Source organism: Rahnella variigena, from assembly GCF_003610915.1.
Lineage (GTDB): Bacteria > Pseudomonadota > Gammaproteobacteria > Enterobacterales > Enterobacteriaceae > Rahnella > Rahnella variigena.
Window position 1 is genome coordinate 2562766 of record NZ_NSDJ01000001.1, and the last position, 17734, is coordinate 2580499.

Sequence of the window (17734 nt, forward strand, 5' to 3'; positions counted from 1 at the left end):
ACAGACCTGTCAGGCGCAGGAAATTACTTCAGGCCTTCCGCCGTCAGCGCAGCATCAACGGCAGGGCGAGCAGCCACACGATCCAGATACGCATTGAGTTCGGTCAGTGCGCTCAGGTCAAACTTCAGTGCTTTTGCCCAACCCATCACGGTGAACAGATATGCATCCGCCACGCTGAAACGGGCACCCAGCAGGAACTGATTGTCTTTCAGTGATTCATTCACGTAAGCAAATTTTTTGCTCAGTGCTTCGCGGGTCACGGCTTTGAAATCATCCGGCGTTTTTGGATTGAACAGCGGAGAGAAGCCTTTATGCAGCTCAGTCGCAATATAGTTCAGCCATTCCAGCGCATGATAGCGAGCCAGCGTACCTTGTTCCGGCATCAGCTGACGATCAGGCTTCTGATCGGCCAGATACTGCACGATAGCCACGCCTTCGGTGAGAATGCTGCCATCATTGAGCAACAGTGTCGGGATCTGCCCTTTCGGGTTCACTGCGAGGAAGTCATCACCGGTTTCGGTTTTCTTGGTCGCCAGATCAACTTTTTCAATGCTGAAGTCCAGACCTGCTTCACGAAGGACGATGTGCGGGGAGAGGGAACAGGCACCGGATTTATAATACAGTTTCATAAACACTCCATTGGATGAGCAACCCGCCTGATCCCATAAAACACAAGCGTTTCACGGGACAGCGATTCGGCTATATAAAAACTGCTTCTATCCTAGAACCGGCGGGAGCAAATGTCAGTGTTTTAATTGTGACAGTGAGCCTGACTGCTCATATTCTGCTGTACCTTGTGCTCTTAACGCGAATGCTGATTCAGGAAATCACGGACGGCCACTTCAACATTTTCCGGCGCAGGGAGCATCGGTGAACGCAGCTCATTTTTCATCAGGCCATCGAGCGATAAGGCGTATTTAATCGCCGCCGGATTCGGCGCAGAGAACATCAGTCGGATCATTGGCAGCAGGCCGAAAAATGTTTTACGCGCCGCTGCGATATCCTGCGCTTTGAACTGACGGATAAGCTGAACAAACTCTTCCGGGAAAATATGCGAAGAAGCGGCAATGGCACCGGCGCCGCCCAGACTCAGCGTCGAGAAAATCTGCACGTCTTCACCGCACAGCACATCCAGTTCCCCGTCAGCGAGCAGTGAAAGCGTCAGATCAATGCTGCCGCCGCAATCTTTGACTGCACTGATTTGCGGATGTTTAGCCAGCTGGCGGAATGTTTCCAGCTCCATCTGCACGCCGGTACGGTAAGGAATATTGTAAAGCACCACCGGCACCGTTGAATGGTCGGCAATTTCAGTAAACCAGGCCACCAGCGCGGCCTGAGAAGGGCGGATATAATAAGGTGCGGGGATCAGAAGGCCTGCGACAGGGCGCTGAAGGATCGCATCCTGCATTTCGCGGATAACCGGCATGTGGGTGCCGGAAAGCCCCATAATGATCTGATGGCCGGGTACCACTTCCAGCACGGCATCCAGAACCTGAAGCTGTTCTTCTTTGGTGAGCATCGGCGCTTCGCCGGTGGTTCCGCAGACGACAACGCCATCAACGCCCCGTTTGAGCAGCCGGGTGCACAGAGATTTCAGTGCAGTAAAGTCGATCTCACCCTCATGGAAAGGTGTGACCAGCGGGACCCAGATACCTGAAAACGATGACATGATGTATTTCCTTAAACGGCGTGATTTATCAGCCTCGGATCATGTCAGTAAAACAGGGACGAGCGCCAATTGAATGAATTAATAAGGTGTTTTGAGTTATCTATGAAGCTTATGTATCAGCGTTTCAGATACTGGCTGACATATTCATTTCAGTCGTCAGTAACGTTGATAATACCTCAACCGGTACCGGCCTTGAGAAAAGATATCCCTGCAGATGCGAGCAACCCGCTGATACTAAAAAGGATTTTTGAAGCTGGTTTTCCACACCTTCGGCGATCACATTGAGATGCATTTTATTGCCGAGCTGGGAGACGGCAGAAACGATGGCGGCGGTATCGTTCACTTCTGTGACGTACTGCACAAACGAACGGTCGATTTTTACGCTGTCCACCGAGATATCTTTCAGCAAACTGAGACTGGAATAACCCGTACCGAAATCATCGAGCGAAATTTTCACACCGGCTTTGCGCAGTTTCGCCAGATGACTGAGACTGGTGGCATTGGCGTTCATCACTGATGTTTCTGTCAGCTCGAGTTCCAGACGTGAAGGCGGGAAGTTCTCTTCTGCAAGAACGGCCAGAATTCGCGGCCCGAAATCGGGTTCTCCCAGTTGTACTGCGGAGACGTTAATCGCCAGATTCAACTGGCCGAAGTTCTTAATATCGCGGCAGGCCTGGCGCAGAACGATTTCTCCGAGCTGTATCACCAGTCCGGTTTCTTCTGCCAGAGCAATAAACTGCACCGGCGAGACCTGCCCGAGCACCCCGTGATTCCAGCGGGCGAGCGCTTCCACGCAAACGACCTTTTCATCACGACTGCGCAAAATCGGCTGATATACGCAGGAAAGATCGCCTTCTTTGGCCAGCGATTCTGCCAGCGCTTTCACCATAATGCGTTTACTGACGCTGCTGGCATCCAGCAATTCAGAATAAAACGAGAACATATTCTTGCCGCGTTGCTTGGCTTCCAGCAGCGCGGTATTCCCGCGGCGCATAATTTCACCGGCAGTAATATTTTCAGCGCCAAACATCACGATACCGAAAGAAATCGTCATCATCGGGTTAGCGCGCGTCAGCGTGAAAGGCTGGCGCATCATCACCAGAATTTCCAGCGCCAGATTGTTGGCTATTTCGCTGGTCGGATTATTACGCAAAATAATAGAGAACTCATCGCCGCCGATGCGTGAAACCGTTCCGCTGCTACCGACTTCATTACGCAACCGTTGGCCGAATTCACACAAAATCGCATCACCGGCCTGATAACCATAGGTATCGTTGATGTAATTGAAATCATTAAGATTAAGCAGGATAAGCGCGTAGGGTTCAGGGCGATACATCCGCTGCGCCGCAATCTGGCTGAGTTCTTCACTTAACGCCGTGCGGTTAGGCAGACCGGTCAGGACATCATGGCGGGCAAGATAACGGATTTGTGCTTCGGAACTGCGCAGCAGGGAGATATCCATAATGGAGGTCAGAATAAAATGCCGTGTCTCAAGCGTGACGCGTGACTTACGCACCAGCACATTGCGCCGCTTTCCTGAAGGATCTACCAGCGTTTCTTCGTTAACTGTTTTTTCACCGGTTTCCAGCACTTCGATATCACGTTCTCGCTGACGGGCAGCCTGTTCGGGTTCGGTAAAAAAGGAAACATCCTGACCAATCAACTCTTCACGCGGACGCCCATAAAACTCACTGGCTTTCTGATTGAGAAATACCAACTTACGGCTGTCGTCTTTCAGCACCGTTGCCTCGGGAAGCGCATCAAGAACTGCCTGGCATATCGCAATATCAGTAAGCATGAATTAACTACCCCGAGCAGAATATGAGTGTGATGTGGCGCAATGTTTAAGCCGGTAACTCATCAGGTTGTTTTTGCAATTATTACTCACAATTGGATGAGAATATTACCGTTGTTTTTAAATTCTAAAATTCAATCGGTTATCATGCCCTAAGTAAGGTATTCGATATTTTGTTCGGGTGAATAACGATCAACTCAGCTCAATGCGGTTTTTACCGGCAGATTTAGCCCGATACAAAGCATGATCTGCCTGGATTAATAAATGCGAGATTGAGTCCTGATCGGGTTCACTAAAAGCCATTCCTACGCTGACCGTCATAGGAATATTATGCTGCGAATTCTGCGCCAGCTGAGAACGAATATTCTCTGCCATGCGTATTGCCTGTTCCCTCGGGCGGGTAGTCAGGCAGGCAAATTCTTCTCCGCCAATACGGGCAAAAATATCTTTTTGCTCCAGGGAAGAATTCACCACATTGCAAAAGAATACCAGGGCCGAATCGCCGCCGGCATGGCCATACTGGTCGTTGATCCGTTTGAAATTATCCAGATCAAATAAAATCAGCTGCACAGGAAAAGTATTGTTCTTACGCTTGCGGATAAGCTCATTACCGCGCTCAAGAAACGCCCTGCGGTTGCCCACGCCTGTCAGCGGATCAGACAACGAGGCCTGTTTATAACCCAGCTGACCGCGCTCATACACCATGGCCAAAATAATGAAAGACAGGCAGATAGCGTACAAAATCGCTTCAAAAATCAGTATAGCGAAGAAACCGCTGCTATGACCGCCCGCCATCTCAGCATACGGCAAGCCGTTATCAAAGAAAGGACGCGCCAGATAGAAACAGGCGTGGAAAAAACTCAGCCCCAGCGCGGGCCAGTAAGTCACATGCAGTTGCCTGCGCGCATGCCAAAGCTCCAGTGTCGTCAGCAGGGTATAAGCCGCCGTTAACAATGAGGTCAGGAAAATCCTCTGCTCCAGACTGTGGTAAAAGGCCGGGTACAGACAGAGCAGGAGCCAGATAAGGGGCCCGGAGAAGACTACCGGCAGTAATACCCTGCGGCCAGTAAACATTCTTAATGCGGCCCACATCATTCCGTAACAGAGCAAAATCATCATGTTACTGAAGACCACGGGAACAATTTCGCTCACCCCTGAACGCATACTGCTGAGCAAAGTGCCTGCGGTAGAAAATGCCAGCATCAGGGCAGTGAGCCCGAGTGTCGGATCTCTGCGACCCCCGATCCATGCGAACAGCATGACGGCAGTGAGCAGGATGAGAATAAAAAGCTCAAATATAAATAACGTGTAAACGTCGAGATGCATAAATTTTATAATTTGTTATTTGCGGGTATGCCTGAGGTTATTTTGACTGATTATCCGCACAGGACAGAAACACTTTTATCAAATTTAGGAATTTCTTTATGGTGGGAATGCTTAAACGAGACAAAGGGGCAGGGAAAACGATCAGGGATGTTTTTTAGTGCCGAATTTTTGATCCCATTCACGACGATAACTGCGGGATTGTTTGCGGCCTTTAAGCCACAGGACAGTACAGACGATGCAAACGCCGGCTGAGAAAACGATATTACGCATGTCCTGATCATAAAAAATAACCAGAACGCAATCGAGGGCGGCCACGATGGCAAACCATTTGTGCATGTGCGATTGCCTGCGGGTTTCCGCATTCATACGCTTGAGCTGACGTCCTTCATCCAGGACCTTTCTTTTTTCCATGGGCATTTCCTGGCGACGGTTGGGTGAAAATGGATCGTGTTTTTTTAAGAATAGCAAATCACGAAAGCGAGGATCTTCAACACGATATTAACCGATCCCAAAATAATTATCGCGGATAACCTGACATATCAATTGGCCGATTAGCGACCTTTACTCCCTGATTTTACAAAACTTTGCGCCAGTTATACCGCCTTCGAAAATATAAGAATCCCGGAAAAAAGTATTGCCAATTGCTGCTACGCATTGATTTATCAGTAGGAGGTAGATTATCGTTTCGGAATTATCTTAATTTTCGGTGAGAAAATGAGCGATTCATCTTCACGAAAGATAGTAGACGGTGCCAATATCTATCAGGATTTCGAGACCCGTTTCTATGAATGGGAAGACGGGATGTCCAGTGCAGGCTTCAAGCTTGAGCTGCCCGATCGTCACAGGGATGAATTTGACTGGGGTGTCACCGGATACAATTTCGGGCGTGTGATCGGCGGCGTTCTGACCGTCAGCGAGCACGACATTAACCGTCAGTATGGCAATCTGTTTTCCATGCCCGATCACATCGTCATTTTCATCATTATCATCGGCGGAATGGAATGCCAGTGTTTTGGTGAGCGTTTCACGCTGACTCAGGGCGATATCCTGATTCAGGATATGTCGCAGCCGATCAAAATTCACGTTTATCCGGGTGATCAGAAACCGCGTCTTGGCTCCTACCAGTACATTATTATGCCCAAACACAGCCTGCATTTTAATGTCGATATCGCGTCCCTGCACGGCAAGCGCATTCCAGCAACGTCGCCGGTCAACATCATTCTGCGCAATCATTTTGCCACGATGGTACAGGTGTTTGATCAGATGACCGATCAGGAGGTTCTGAGCACCGGCGAGGGTGCGGCGTCTGTTTTCCTGCAAACTCTGCATCTGGTTGCGGGCAAGAAAGTTGAGCATCCGTTTGAGCAAAGTGCTCGTCTGGAGCGCATTTGTCTGTACATCGAAAAACACCTCAGTCAGCCGGTGAGTGTCGATGTGCTGTGTAAAAACTTTGCCATCTCGCGCTCGGGTTTGTACCGGCTATTTGAGCCACTGGGTGGCATTGCTCAGTTCATCCGCAGCCGCCGTCTGTTACTCGCAAAACGTTTGCTGCGTACATCATCAATGTCTGATCAGAGCCTGGCCGTCATCGCCCGTCAGTGCGGGCTTGAACCGGGTGCGCTCCGCCGTTACTTCCTTGAGTTCTATGGCGCCACGCCGTCAGAAATGCGGCAGAAATACCGTCGTGACGCAGAACAATCTGATCAGGTCGATGCCACGCACGTGAATTGGGTAAGTTCGCTTTAACCGTTGATTTGCTGCTATTTGTGCAAATCCTGTTAATTGAATACGTTTTTTGTGATCTGTCACTATTCTGATTTTTGCCCGGCAAAGGCGGAATGAGAACCGGTTTTCCTTTTAAACGCAGTAGACTTGATGACATATTCACCCGTCATCACTGAGAGTACATTATGTTAGTCCCTCAACAGGCAGTTGATGAACAGGCTCGGCTTGCGATACTGGCTTCTCTGGGCATCTTAGATTCCCCCAGAATTGAGGAGATCGACCGTATCACCCGCATGGCTGCGCGCCAGTTTCAGGCCAAAGCCGTCGTTGTTTCACTGATTGACGCCGAGCGGCAGTGGTTTTTGTCCCATACCGGCATTGATATTAATCAGTCCCCGCGCGATACCTCATTCTGCGGTCATACCATTCTTGAATCCGGCCCTCTGGTTGTCAGAGATGCCCGGCTGGATTTGCGGTTTCACGATAATCCCCTGGTTACCGGCGCGCCGCATATCGTGTTTTATGCCGGTTGTGCCCTGCATTCCCAGCAGGGCGTTGCACTGGGCGCGCTGTGCCTGATTGATGACCGGACGAGAGAGTGGAGCGAGGAAGACGGGCAAACGCTGCTGGACATGACCGCGCTGGTGCAAAGCTACATTTTTCATCTGGAAAACCGGCAGTACACGGCGCGCGTAGAGGATAATCTGGCGAAAAGCGAAGCCTTATTTGAGCAGACATTTGCTCATGCCGCCGTCGGTTTTTCTCTGGTCGGGCTTGACTGGCGCTGGCTGCGTATTAATCCTCAGGTATGTAACATGCTGGGCTATGGCGAATACCAGCTCCGCAGTTGCCTGCTTCATGACGTAACCCATCCTGAAGATCTCTATGCAGAAAATATTTTGATCCCGCGTTTGCTCTCGGGTGAAATCAACAGTTTTAGCGTAGAGAAACTGCTTCAGCGATCCAATGGCAGCACGCTGTGGGTGACGCTAACCGCTTCTCTGGTGCGTAACGCAACCGGCGAGGCGCACCACTATATTGTGGTGATCAGCGACATCACTGAGCGTAAAAACATAGAACAAACGTTGTATTCGTTGCAGGGCGATCTGGAACGTCGGGTGGCTGCCCGCACCAATGAACTGCAGGTTGCGATGGATCAGTTGCATCAGGAAATTGCACAACGGCTGAACCGCGAGCGGGAACTGACGGAAAGTAAGAACCGGCTGCGGGCGATTACCGACAACATTCCGGCACTGATTTGCCATGTTGATGCGAATGAAGAATACATTTTTGTGAACCACTTTCATGCCAGCTGGTACGGCGTGGCCGAAGATAAAGTGCGTGGGCGGCAGGTGAAGGATTTGGTGGGGCATGAGACGTACCAGCAAATCGAGCCCTATATTCGCCAGGTGTTGCAAGGCGTCGCCGTCAGTTATGACATTGAGTTACCGGGTTATTCCCGTAACGGAAAAGGGGGCGTTTTGCACACCACGCTTATCCCCTGTGATGACAGCGGTCATGGCTACTATGGCCTTTCGACAGACATCAGCGAGATTAAAGAACTGCAGGCACAGCTGGAATTCGAGGCCAATCATGATTCGCTGACCGGACTTCCTAACCGGCGGGCATTCCAGCAATCCCTGATTTATGCGGCCAGACAACAAGAAAAAGCAGACAAAGACATAGCCTTACTTTTTTTAGACATTGATAACTTTAAAGCTTACAACGACACCTACGGGCACGAATTTGGCGATCTGATCCTGAAGTTTTTCGGACATACCTTGCGCGATAATCTGCGTTCACAGGACGTGGTTGCACGGCTGGCGGGGGATGAGTTTACCGTCCTGCTGGGCCATTTAGTGAATACGGAAAGCGACGTCAGCCGGATTTGTATCAGTCTGATGAACGCTTTCCGTAGTGTAGAACACGTGTCCGGGGTACCGGTTTCGCTGTCAGCCAGTATTGGCGTGGCGGTGGGGCGTGCGCGTCAGCCGTTGTTACCTGATACGCTGATGGCGCGCGCTGATGCCGCCATGTACCGTGCAAAACAGAGCGGGAAAGGGCGTTACTATCTCGGGTGAATCTTGAGGCTCGGGTGAATCTTGAGGTGAATCCTGGAATAACTTTTGTCCATAAAAGCGCGGTCATAAAAACATGGCCAAAAAAAACGCCTCCCGGAGGAGGCGTTCGTCAACCATCGAAAAGACGTTCTGCGTTTACTGAGCAGCAGAAGCCAGTTCAGGTTGCTTTTCGTCAGTGTCGCGATCCAGCGTCATGCGGTGCAGCTTAGATGCAGTGACCAGCATCAGCACAGCAATCACAGCGGTCGCAATACCAATCTGCAGGAACACGTGGCTGTAAATTGCCAGAGAGGCGTGCGCGTCTTCAATGTCTGAAGGCACTGCCGTCAGGTTCGCCACATAGCCCGCGATAATCGCCGCTGCTGCGGTAGTCAGGAACCATGCGCCCATGATGAAGCCCATCAGACGCTGCGGTACCAGCTGTGCAACCATCGCCAGACCCAGACCGGAAATCATCAGCTCACCGATACTTTGCAGTGCATAGCTCAGCACCAGCCAGTTAACAGAAACGATACCCTGTTCATTAGCCAGACTTGCACCCCATGGCAGAACCAGGAACGCGCCTGAACACAACACCATACCAATGGCAAACTTGTGCGGCATAGGCATACGGTCGCCTACTTTGGTGTAAACAGCGGCCAGAATCGGGCTGGCAACCATGATCCAGAACGGGTTCAGAGCCTGGAACTGCTCAGGCTGGAAGCTGATACCCAGCAGGTCATGGCCGACGTTGTGAATAGCAAAGAAGTTCAGGGACGTCGGCATCTGGCTGTACAGCACGAAGAACACGACGGCTTCCATCATCAGCAGGAACGCCACAATCATCTTACGACGGGCAATACCCTTCATAGAGAAGGTTTCTTTCGCAAAGACAATAATGATACCCACAGAAACCACGCCCAGAACCATACGTGCGATAGTTTGGTTATGCAGCAACCAGCTGGACAGGAAGACCAGTGCAACCACACCGACCAGAACCATCAGCAGCTTTTTGAACTGCAGCGGGGCAAAGTCTGGTTTAGAACCCTGACGTTTTACCCATTTGCGGCAGAACATGAAGTTCACGATGGTGATCAGCATACCGACTACGCTCAGAGAGAACGCGACGCTCCAGCCATACTGCGCGGCAAGCCATGGCGTTGCCAGCATGGAGAAGAATGAGCCGATATTGACCGACATGTAATACATGGTAAAAGCGCCATCAAGACGCGGGTCATCTTTTTCGTAGCAGGTAGAAAGCAATGAGGATGGATTTGCTTTAAACAAGCCACTACCGACGGCGATAGTCGCCATACCCAGATAAACCCAGAACACTTCGTGGCCGGAATAGGCAACGAAGGAATAACCTAACGCCAGAACTATCGCGCCGAGCACGATCACGCGTTTTGAGCCCAGAACTTTATCCCCTAACCAGCCGCCGATGGCCACGAAGCCGTAAACCAGCGCACTGAAAGAGGAGAACAGGGTGATGGAGTCAGCTTCACTCAGGCCAAGCATTTTGACCAGGTAAACCGCCATGATCCCTTGCAGGCCGTAATAACCGAAACGTTCCCACAATTCGATGGAGAAGATCAGATAAAACGCTTTTGGCTGTTTGAAGGCGTTCAGACTCACGCTTTCATTATTGGGTGTTTTGTTTGCAGTTGACACTCGTACCTCTGTTTATTCCTTCTGCCTGTGATAGAGCAGAAACGCATAAGTGGCGCGAAATAAGCACCCTTTGCATTGTTATAAGATGGGATGACGGCTGGTAATGTTCACTATCTTCGTAAATGAGGCAAGGAGTTTGACATATGCCGTTACATTTAACTTATCCGGCCTGATTAAACTGTGTTCGAAATGTTATGCAGAATTAACGTTTATGTTTTCTAAATAGACGATGTGAATATGTTGTATAAATAATATTCCACATTCTAAAATTGTTATTGTTTTTCTGAAAAAGTCTTAACTGGATTATTCACCCATTCAGCGGTGAATAAACAGTGAATACGTCTGGATTGTGACGCCATTTACGGGGTTTTATGAAACGGAAAAACAACGCTGCGCAGGTATTCAGAACGATGCATAGTCTAGTGTGATCTGCATCCCGTTTTAACACTAAATTTCCGATTGAAAATAAGATTAGTACGACTTGTGGCGGTTAGGGGGCGGGGGTATTTACATTTGGCTTGTCCGGCAGGGGAAAATCCTGCCGGACTGAAACGGAACAGCATGAAGGGAATCGCGGACTGGGCTTACCGGTTCAGGGTATCTCCCAGCGTCTGGATCAGACGGTTTGACCAGCTGAACAGCGCGGCAGTCAGCAGGATATCCAGAGATTGTGTTGCCGAATAACCGGCATCTGATAATCCGTGCAACTGGCGTGCATCAAAACGTTCCGGTGTGCGGGTCAGCGTAATAACGGCATCCAGCAGTGCGGCTTCTTTTCTGTCGGACAGCGTTTTCGACAATGCATCAACTGCATCGTCGCGATGATTTTCTTCGAACAGGGAACCGATAATGGCTTTGTTGCCGTTAGCTTCCAGATACAGACGACCGTGGATCCCTGCGCAATACAGGCAGCCATTTAACTGCGAGGTCGCCACAGCAGACAGTTCACGCCAGGCCGCTTTCGGGCGCTCACCGGCCTGCATCACGTGATTAAAGACGGCTGAGAATTCACTCAGCGCGTCGGCGTCATGCACCAGCAGCGTATAAAAAGATGAAGACCGCGCATCGGGCGCGATCAAATCCAGAACATCCTGCTGATGCTTGCTGGCAGTTTCTGGTGCCACTTCCGGCAGCCTTGATTTCCATTGCAGCATGGCCAGAGAAAATCCTTTCTGCTCGCAGCCTTCAGGCGCAGGGAAGCCGGGGAGCACGGCGGCGGCACGCCCGCGCAGACCATTCACAACGGCCAGCACTCGCGCCTGATAACTGACAAAACCGATCAGCTGCGTAAATGTCACAATATCCCGCGTACTGAATCCGACGTGGCTGAGCTGATCCAGCATGGACGGCGTGATAAGCGTAGGCTGAGTGGCGAGTAACCGGGCGAACTGAGTGATATGAGTCTGGCGGATATTACTTTCACGGGAGGCATCAGGGCTGGAGAGCGGGGCGAGGCGGGCGGCGTAGTGGCTACAAAGTGATTGTACGCCGGTCACCTGCGCAACGGTCAGCGCACTGCTCAGACGGTCATATAAAGAAAGCGTTTCTGTACGCGATACGCTGAGATTATCCGGGAAAAGCAACTCGTAGCAGGCGCGGGAAGCACGCAGAAGTTTCTGGCGTTCGTTGAGCAGCTGGCGAAGTGTCGGATCAAGCTGATTATCCAGCCCGAGCAGAAAGCGATCCTGAACTAACGCAGCATGGGGATCAAGCGGCAGGTGACCATACTGGCTGGATTGTGTTTCATGATACCAGCCGCTGTGCGCGGCCTTGCGTTGTTGTTCCATGAACGGGTCCTTTGCTTCAAGCCTGGCATCCAGGCAAATTATCAGACCCTATCCTTGCCGATACTGTTGTCGATATAAAATAATGTTAAGCGATAAATCATATCTAAAAGGAATAGAAAACGGCAAATATGCCAGAGGAACGGGTTTGGTCGCGAATTTCATCGGCAATTTACCCGATTGCAAAGATAAAAAACGGCGCCCGTTTAAGGCACCGTTGGGTATTCAGTCTGTTAATCGCTGCTTCTGCTACGCACTAATTTCCATCGCGCCGCCAGGCATCTGCCGTGAGTGCTTCACCAAAGTGACTGGCGATCAGCCTTTTTGTCAGGTCATGCAGCGGTGCGGCCAGCACTTCGGCAGTATTGCCGCGCTCGACCACTTCACCTTCATGCATCACCAAAACCTGATCACTGATGTGTTTCATCATGCCAAGGTGCTGGGTGACATAGATGTATGAGATGCCTTGTTTTTCCTGCAGCTCAAGCATCATGTTGATGATTTGCGAACGCATGGACATATCCAGAGACGCCAGCGCTTCATCGGCAACAATCACTTTGGGTTGCAGGATCAGTGCGCGCGCCAGGGCAACGCTCTGCTTCTGACCGGACGCCAGCATGTGCGGATAATAATTCGCGTGGTCCGGCAGCATACCGACCAGCCGCAGGGTCTGGTTGATGCGTTGTTCACGCTGCTGCGCGTCCATTTCACTGTTGAGGCGTAATGGCGCTTCGAGCAACTGACCAATTCGCTGACGTGGATTGAGCGATGTGCTGGGATCCTGAAAAATCATACGGATTTGCTGGCTGCGGAAACGGTAATCGCGAAACGCCAGGGGATGATCATCAATCAGAATTTCGCCGCCGCTTGGTTCAACCATGCCGGAGAGCATTTTCGCCAGTGTCGATTTCCCTGAGCCGTTTTCACCGATGATCGCCAGCGTTTGTTTTTCACGCAGGGTAAAGCTGACCGGTTTCACCGCATCCAGATTCATCCTGCGGAACAAACCGGTGCGATAACGGAACGTTTTGCTCAGATTACGGACTTCGAGCAGGGTTTCGCCCATTATTGCTCCTCCATGTTCAGCGGGAAGTGGCAGGCGTAAGCATGTGTTTTTGCCAGACGCAGACGCGGCGTTTCGATGCATTTTTTCTGCGCGTAAGGGCAGCGTGGCCCCAGACGACAGCCGATCGGCAGATGTTCCAGAGAAGGAATCGCCCCCGGCAGCGTATTCAGCCGGCTTTTATGTGGCAGGGAACGGCCAAAATCAGGCATCGCGCGGATCAGTGCCTGCGTGTAAGGATGATGCGGTGCAGACAGCAGTTCTTCACACACCGCGCTCTCAACGGTCTGACCGCAATACAACACGTTTATGCGGTTCGCCCATTTACTCATCATTTGCAGGTCGTGGCTGATCAGCAAAATCGTGGTGTTATTGTTCTGATTCAGCCGGGACAGCAGGCGGAAAATCTGCGCCTGTGTGGTCGGCTCCATGGCATTTGTGGGCTCATCGGCAATCAGTAAACGCGGCTGATTCGCCAGGGCGATGGCGATCATCACTTTCTGGCATTCACCTTCAGTCAGTTCGTACGGATAACTGGCCATAATGTCTTTGTGATCTTTAATCCCCACGCGGTGCAGCAGCTCAATGGCGCGTTTTTTACGCCACTTCCAGCGCTGATACCAGCGGCCTTTATAGGTCCAGCCGGGGATCGCCTGAATTAACTGACGGCCAATACTCTCTGAAGGATCGAGACAGGATTGTGGCTCCTGAAAAATCATCGACACGTTTTGCCCGACCAGTTTGCGGCGCTCGCGTGGCGACAGCTGCAACAGGTCGATGTTATCAAAGCGCATACGGTCTGCCGTCACGCGCCAGTTATCTTTGGTTACGCCGCAGATAGCTTTGGCAATCAGGCTTTTGCCTGAACCAGATTCACCCACCAGCCCGCGGATTTCACCGGCATTCAGCGTCATGCTGACGCGGTCAACCGCTTTGACCGGCCCGTCGGCAGTCATAAATTCAATGGTCAGATTGCGGATATCGAGTAAAGGCATTATTCCACTCCCGCATTAATCGCCCGACGCACACCGTCACCCAGCAGGTTGATCAGCAACACGCTGATGAGAATGGCGGCACCCGGCAGCATGACGGTCCACGGCGCGACATACACCAGTTCAAGTGAATCGCCGAGCATCGCTCCCCATTCCGGAGAAGGTAATTGTGCGCCCAAATCCAGAAAGCCTAACGCGGCGATATCCAGAATCGCCATCGACAAGGCGCGGGTAAATTCCGTTGCCAGCACCGCCACAATATTGGGCAATACGGCATAACGCAGAATCTGCCACGTCGATGCGCCGTCAAGACGTACCGCAACCACATATTCTTTTTCCAGCTCGTCATGTACCGCGCTGTAAATGGTGCGTGAAATGCGTGGCAACAGCGCCAGCCAGACGGCCAGCATCGCGTGCTCGAGTTTCGGGCCGATAAAGGCCACCACTACAATCGCCAGCAGCAGGGAAGGGATCGAAAGCAGCGTATCCAGAATATGGTTAAGAATGGCTGATTTCAGCCCGCGGGTGATCCCCGCCAGCACGCCAATAATAACGCCACACAGCGAGGCCGCGAGGGTAATCACCAGCGCACCACCGATAGTCGGTGCCGCACCTGTTAACATCCGGCTGAGTAAATCTCGCCCCAGATCGTCCGTGCCGAGGAAGAATGACACGTTGCCGTAGCGCGACCATGAAGGCGGCAGCAACTGGTAGCCGAGAAATTGCTGGTCGAGCGCGTAAGGCGCCAGCAGATGGCCGAAAATACACAAAAACAACAATCCGAGCACGCCATAAAAGCCGATCATTGACAGCGTGTCGCGATAGAAAATCCCCCACGTGTGGCGCAGCGGACTGGGTACTTGTTTTTCGCGGTATACATTATCGAAGGGCATACCATTCCTTATGTTTCAATGGATTCATCAATGCACCGAGAATGTCAGAAAGCACGTTAACCACAATCACCAGCGATCCGACCACCATCACGCCTGCGGAAATCGCGGCGTAGTCCTGCTGGCGGATAGCATTAATCAGCCAGCGGCCAATCCCCGGCCAGTTAAAGACCACTTCAGTGATCATCGCCAGCGTCAGCATGGTTGAAAATTGCAGACCGAGCTTAGGAATGATTGGCGGCAGCGCGTTGTGCAGTACATGACGGCGGATAATCGTAAACCGTGACAAACCGCGCGTGGCGGCGGCTTTCACGTAGTTTTTCGCCAGCACATCGTCGGTGGAAATTCGCATCAGACGGATAACTTCCGTCGTCGGCGCAACGGCCAGCGCAGCAATCGGCAAAATCATATGGCGGATGGCACTCATGATCATCTCATGGCGATAAGGTGAATCTGACAGCCACGCATCCACCAGCGTCAGGCCGGTAACGGTTTTCAGCTGATAGAGTAAATCAAGGCGACCGGATACCGGCAACCAGCCGAGTTGCATCGAGAAGAACAGCATCAGCAATACGGCCAGCCAGAATACCGGAATGGAAAAGCCGAGCAGGGCAAGGCTGCTGATCGCCACATCCGGCCATTTCCCGCGCATGACACCCGCCAGAATACCCAGCGGAATTCCCACTATTAACGCCAGCGCAAAAGCCAGCACGCACAGTTCCATGGTCGCCGGGAATACGGCTTTGAGCTGATAGGTAATACTTTCGCCGTTAATACTCGACACGCCAAAATCAAACTGGCAGATGCCCATAAAATAGAAACGGTAAGCATCCCATAATGACGCACCGCGCAACGGCGCGTTGGGCGTAAAATAGCTCAGGCTGAACGCCACCAGGCTGAGTAAGAACAGCGTGGCGATCAGCAGCAATATGCGACGTAACGTGAAGATAATCATGGGGCTTTCCTTCCTTCATCACGACTTTTTTCATCCTCGCGGCTTTTCTCATCTTCACGGAATACGCCAGCAAACGAGGAGTTGCCAAACGGGCTCAGTACCAGTCCTTTGATGTCGTAACGGTAAGCCTGAAGCCGCAGGGAAGAGGCCAGCGGCAACACCGGCAGTTGCTGCTCAAGGATTTTTTGCGCCTGCTGATAAAACTCAATGCGCTGTGAAAGTTGCTGTGACAAAAGCCCCTGACGCAGCAATTCATCAAATTCAGGGTTACACCAGTGAGCATAGTTTGTCTGCGAGTGGATCGCCGCACAACTGAGCATCGGGCGGAAGAAACTGTCGGGATCGTTACTGTCTGTTGACCAGCCTGTGAGCGTCAAATCGTGGTTCATTTCCATCAGCTTCGCTTCCTGGAAACGCCCTTCGACCGGCACAATGGTCACTTTAATCCCGACCTGCGCTAAATCGGCCTGGATCAGTTCGGCAGTTTTTAGCGGACTTGGGTTAAATGACTGGGACGCAGTCGGTACCCACAAATGCAGATTGAGTTTCTCCTGACCGAGATCTTTCAGTATTTGCTTCGCTTTTTCAGGATTGTATTCCGTGACCTGAGCATTGCTGTCATAAGCCCACGACGCACGCGGCAAAATCGATGCGGCGGTTTCTGCCGTGCCGTAATAAATCGACTGCATCAGACGCTGATTATTGATAGACAGCGCAACCGCCTGGCGGATACGCGGATCGTTAAGCGGCGCTTTATTGGTATTGAAGGCCAGATACGCGACGTTCATACCCGGACGCAGGGAAAGACGCAAACGCGGATCTTCACGCAAAATCGACAGCTGGCTGGCCGCAGGATACGCCAGCACATCACATTCGCCGGTCAGTAATTTTGACAAACGTCCGGTGCCGCCGACGCCCATATCAATCACCACCTGCGACATACGCGGCGTGCCTTTCCAGTATTGCCCGTTACGTGCCAGACGCACGTACTGACCCGTGCGGTATTCCCCCAGCTGGAACGGGCCTGTGCCTACCGGCTGGCGATCAATTTCTTCTTCATTACCGGATTTGGTGAGATTCGCCGCATATTCCGCCGAAAGCACCGGCGCGTAGTGCGTTGCAAGATGCCAGAGGAAAGAAGCGTCAGGATTATTGAGACGAAACTCGACCGTGTAGTCGTCGAGTTTTTTGATGCTTTTCACTGCGCGGGCAAATTGCAGGCTGTCGAAATACGGATATTCCTCGCCGTTCACCGCGTGATAGTGATTTTTCGGATCCACGATGCGCTGGAAGCTGAATAACACGTCGTCAGCGTTCATTTTGCGCGACGGCGTAAACCAGCCGGTTTTCTGGAAAGGCACGTCTTTGCGCAAATGGAAACGGTAGGTCGCACCGTCATCCAGCACTTCCCAGCTTTGCGCCAGTTCGGGGATCAGGCGATAGGTATACGGGTCAACGTCCAGCAGACGGTCATATAACTGCGCGGCAAGTGTGTCGATAATCAGCCCGCTGCTGGCTTTTTGCGGGTTAAAGGTATTGACCATGCCATTCACGCAATAGACAAAGCCGCTCTGGCGAATATCTTTCACCGGCGCAGTGACTGCCGTCGGGCTGGCGTGTGTTGGGGCAGTCTCAGCAAAAACTGCTGTGGACAAGCCGCTCAGTAAAAGCATCCACAAAGTTAGACGACGCATAAAGGCTTCAAAGTTAAGGTGCAATAGCCTAAGTGTACCGTACTCTGCGAGGTACCCCAATCCATTGAGCAAATCAGCGTGTAGTCCTGCGGCACTTCGCGCAAAAACCG

General features: G+C 51.7%; 14 protein-coding genes. 2 read left to right on the forward strand and 12 right to left on the reverse strand.

The window, feature by feature from the left end; genetic code table 11:
* Nucleotides 1-23 precede the first annotated feature (23 nt).
* From gstA to CKQ54_RS12035, 5 genes are all read right to left on the reverse strand, one after another.
* Nucleotides 24-629 carry a glutathione transferase GstA gene (gene gstA / locus CKQ54_RS12015; protein WP_112287921.1) on the reverse strand — a complete coding sequence of 202 codons (606 nt, stop codon included), beginning with the start codon at nt 627-629 and terminating at the stop codon, nt 24-26.
* A 173-nt stretch (nt 630-802) separates the two neighbouring features.
* Nucleotides 803-1669, reverse strand: a complete 867-nt coding sequence (dapA, locus tag CKQ54_RS12020) for a 4-hydroxy-tetrahydrodipicolinate synthase (protein ID WP_120161806.1) — start codon at nt 1667-1669, stop codon at nt 803-805.
* Between the two features lie 124 nt (nt 1670-1793).
* A complete protein-coding gene (locus tag CKQ54_RS12025; RefSeq protein ID WP_120161807.1) occupies nt 1794-3467 on the reverse strand; it encodes a putative bifunctional diguanylate cyclase/phosphodiesterase in 1674 nt (557 codons plus the stop codon).
* 189 nt (nt 3468-3656) lie between these two features.
* The gene (locus CKQ54_RS12030) at nt 3657-4667 is read right to left on the reverse strand and encodes a diguanylate cyclase (protein WP_167459634.1); all 1011 of its coding nucleotides are present in this window, start codon (nt 4665-4667) and stop codon (nt 3657-3659) included.
* Between the two features lie 264 nt (nt 4668-4931).
* A complete protein-coding gene (locus CKQ54_RS12035; protein ID WP_112287915.1) occupies nt 4932-5201 on the reverse strand; it encodes a hypothetical protein in 270 nt (89 codons plus the stop codon).
* A 303-nt stretch (nt 5202-5504) separates the two neighbouring features.
* Here CKQ54_RS12035 and CKQ54_RS12040 point away from each other — a divergent pair, with 303 nt between their 5' ends.
* Nucleotides 5505-6536, forward strand: a complete 1032-nt coding sequence (locus CKQ54_RS12040; RefSeq protein ID WP_120161809.1) for a helix-turn-helix domain-containing protein — start codon at nt 5505-5507, stop codon at nt 6534-6536.
* A 164-nt stretch (nt 6537-6700) separates the two neighbouring features.
* The gene (locus tag CKQ54_RS12045) at nt 6701-8596 is read left to right on the forward strand and encodes a diguanylate cyclase domain-containing protein (RefSeq protein ID WP_120161810.1); all 1896 of its coding nucleotides are present in this window, start codon (nt 6701-6703) and stop codon (nt 8594-8596) included.
* Between the two features lie 135 nt (nt 8597-8731).
* Here CKQ54_RS12045 and dtpA read toward each other — a convergent pair whose 3' ends face one another.
* The 7 genes from dtpA to sapA all read right to left on the reverse strand — a co-directional run bounded on the left by dtpA (nt 8732) and on the right by sapA (nt 17624).
* A complete protein-coding gene (gene dtpA, locus CKQ54_RS12050; protein ID WP_112287910.1) occupies nt 8732-10246 on the reverse strand; it encodes a dipeptide/tripeptide permease DtpA in 1515 nt (504 codons plus the stop codon).
* A 584-nt stretch (nt 10247-10830) separates the two neighbouring features.
* Nucleotides 10831-12033 carry a CMD domain-containing protein gene (locus CKQ54_RS12055; RefSeq protein WP_120161811.1) on the reverse strand — a complete coding sequence of 401 codons (1203 nt, stop codon included), beginning with the start codon at nt 12031-12033 and terminating at the stop codon, nt 10831-10833.
* Nucleotides 12034-12286: 253 nt separating this feature from the next.
* Nucleotides 12287-13096, reverse strand: coding sequence for a putrescine export ABC transporter ATP-binding protein SapF (gene sapF / locus CKQ54_RS12060; RefSeq protein WP_112287907.1), 810 nt, complete (start codon nt 13094-13096; stop codon nt 12287-12289).
* Entirely contained in the window at nt 13096-14088 is a 993-nt protein-coding gene (gene sapD / locus CKQ54_RS12065; protein WP_120161812.1) for a putrescine export ABC transporter ATP-binding protein SapD, read from the reverse strand. The genes sapF and sapD overlap by 1 nt, the downstream gene beginning before the upstream one ends.
* Nucleotides 14088-14978 (reverse strand): putrescine export ABC transporter permease SapC, encoded by an 891-nt coding sequence (gene sapC, locus CKQ54_RS12070; protein ID WP_112287903.1) that lies wholly within the window; start codon nt 14976-14978, stop codon nt 14088-14090. Before sapC ends, sapD begins: the two co-directional genes overlap by 1 nt.
* Nucleotides 14965-15930: a putrescine export ABC transporter permease SapB gene (sapB, locus tag CKQ54_RS12075; RefSeq protein ID WP_120161813.1), complete on the reverse strand. Its 966-nt coding sequence runs from the start codon at nt 15928-15930 to the stop codon at nt 14965-14967. The genes sapC and sapB overlap by 14 nt, the downstream gene beginning before the upstream one ends.
* Nucleotides 15927-17624 carry an ABC transporter substrate-binding protein SapA gene (sapA, locus tag CKQ54_RS12080; RefSeq protein ID WP_120161814.1) on the reverse strand — a complete coding sequence of 566 codons (1698 nt, stop codon included), beginning with the start codon at nt 17622-17624 and terminating at the stop codon, nt 15927-15929. Before sapA ends, sapB begins: the two co-directional genes overlap by 4 nt.
* Nucleotides 17625-17734: the final 110 nt, after the last annotated feature.

Excerpts from the sequence above, each read along its gene's own strand:
- gstA (WP_112287921.1), bottom strand. The coding sequence starts at position 629 with ATGAAACTGTATTATAAATCCGGTGCCTGTTCCCTCTCCCCGCACATC.
- CKQ54_RS12030 (WP_167459634.1), bottom strand. The coding sequence starts at position 4,667 with ATGCTGGCATTTTCTACCGCAGGCACTTTGCTCAGCAGTATGCGTTCA.
- sapF (WP_112287907.1), bottom strand. The coding sequence starts at position 13,096 with ATGGGCGAAACCCTGCTCGAAGTCCGTAATCTGAGCAAAACGTTCCGT.
- sapA (WP_120161814.1), bottom strand. The coding sequence starts at position 17,624 with ATGCGTCGTCTAACTTTGTGGATGCTTTTACTGAGCGGCTTGTCCACA.
- CKQ54_RS12055 (WP_120161811.1), bottom strand. The coding sequence starts at position 12,033 with ATGGAACAACAACGCAAGGCCGCGCACAGCGGCTGGTATCATGAAACA.
- CKQ54_RS12045 (WP_120161810.1), top strand. The coding sequence starts at position 6,701 with ATGTTAGTCCCTCAACAGGCAGTTGATGAACAGGCTCGGCTTGCGATA.
- dapA (WP_120161806.1), bottom strand. The coding sequence starts at position 1,669 with ATGTCATCGTTTTCAGGTATCTGGGTCCCGCTGGTCACACCTTTCCAT.
- sapC (WP_112287903.1), bottom strand. The coding sequence starts at position 14,978 with ATGCCCTTCGATAATGTATACCGCGAAAAACAAGTACCCAGTCCGCTG.
- CKQ54_RS12025 (WP_120161807.1), bottom strand. The coding sequence starts at position 3,467 with ATGCTTACTGATATTGCGATATGCCAGGCAGTTCTTGATGCGCTTCCC.
- sapD (WP_120161812.1), bottom strand. The coding sequence starts at position 14,088 with ATGCCTTTACTCGATATCCGCAATCTGACCATTGAATTTATGACTGCC.
- CKQ54_RS12035 (WP_112287915.1), bottom strand. The coding sequence starts at position 5,201 with ATGGAAAAAAGAAAGGTCCTGGATGAAGGACGTCAGCTCAAGCGTATG.
- sapB (WP_120161813.1), bottom strand. The coding sequence starts at position 15,930 with ATGATTATCTTCACGTTACGTCGCATATTGCTGCTGATCGCCACGCTG.
- CKQ54_RS12040 (WP_120161809.1), top strand. The coding sequence starts at position 5,505 with ATGAGCGATTCATCTTCACGAAAGATAGTAGACGGTGCCAATATCTAT.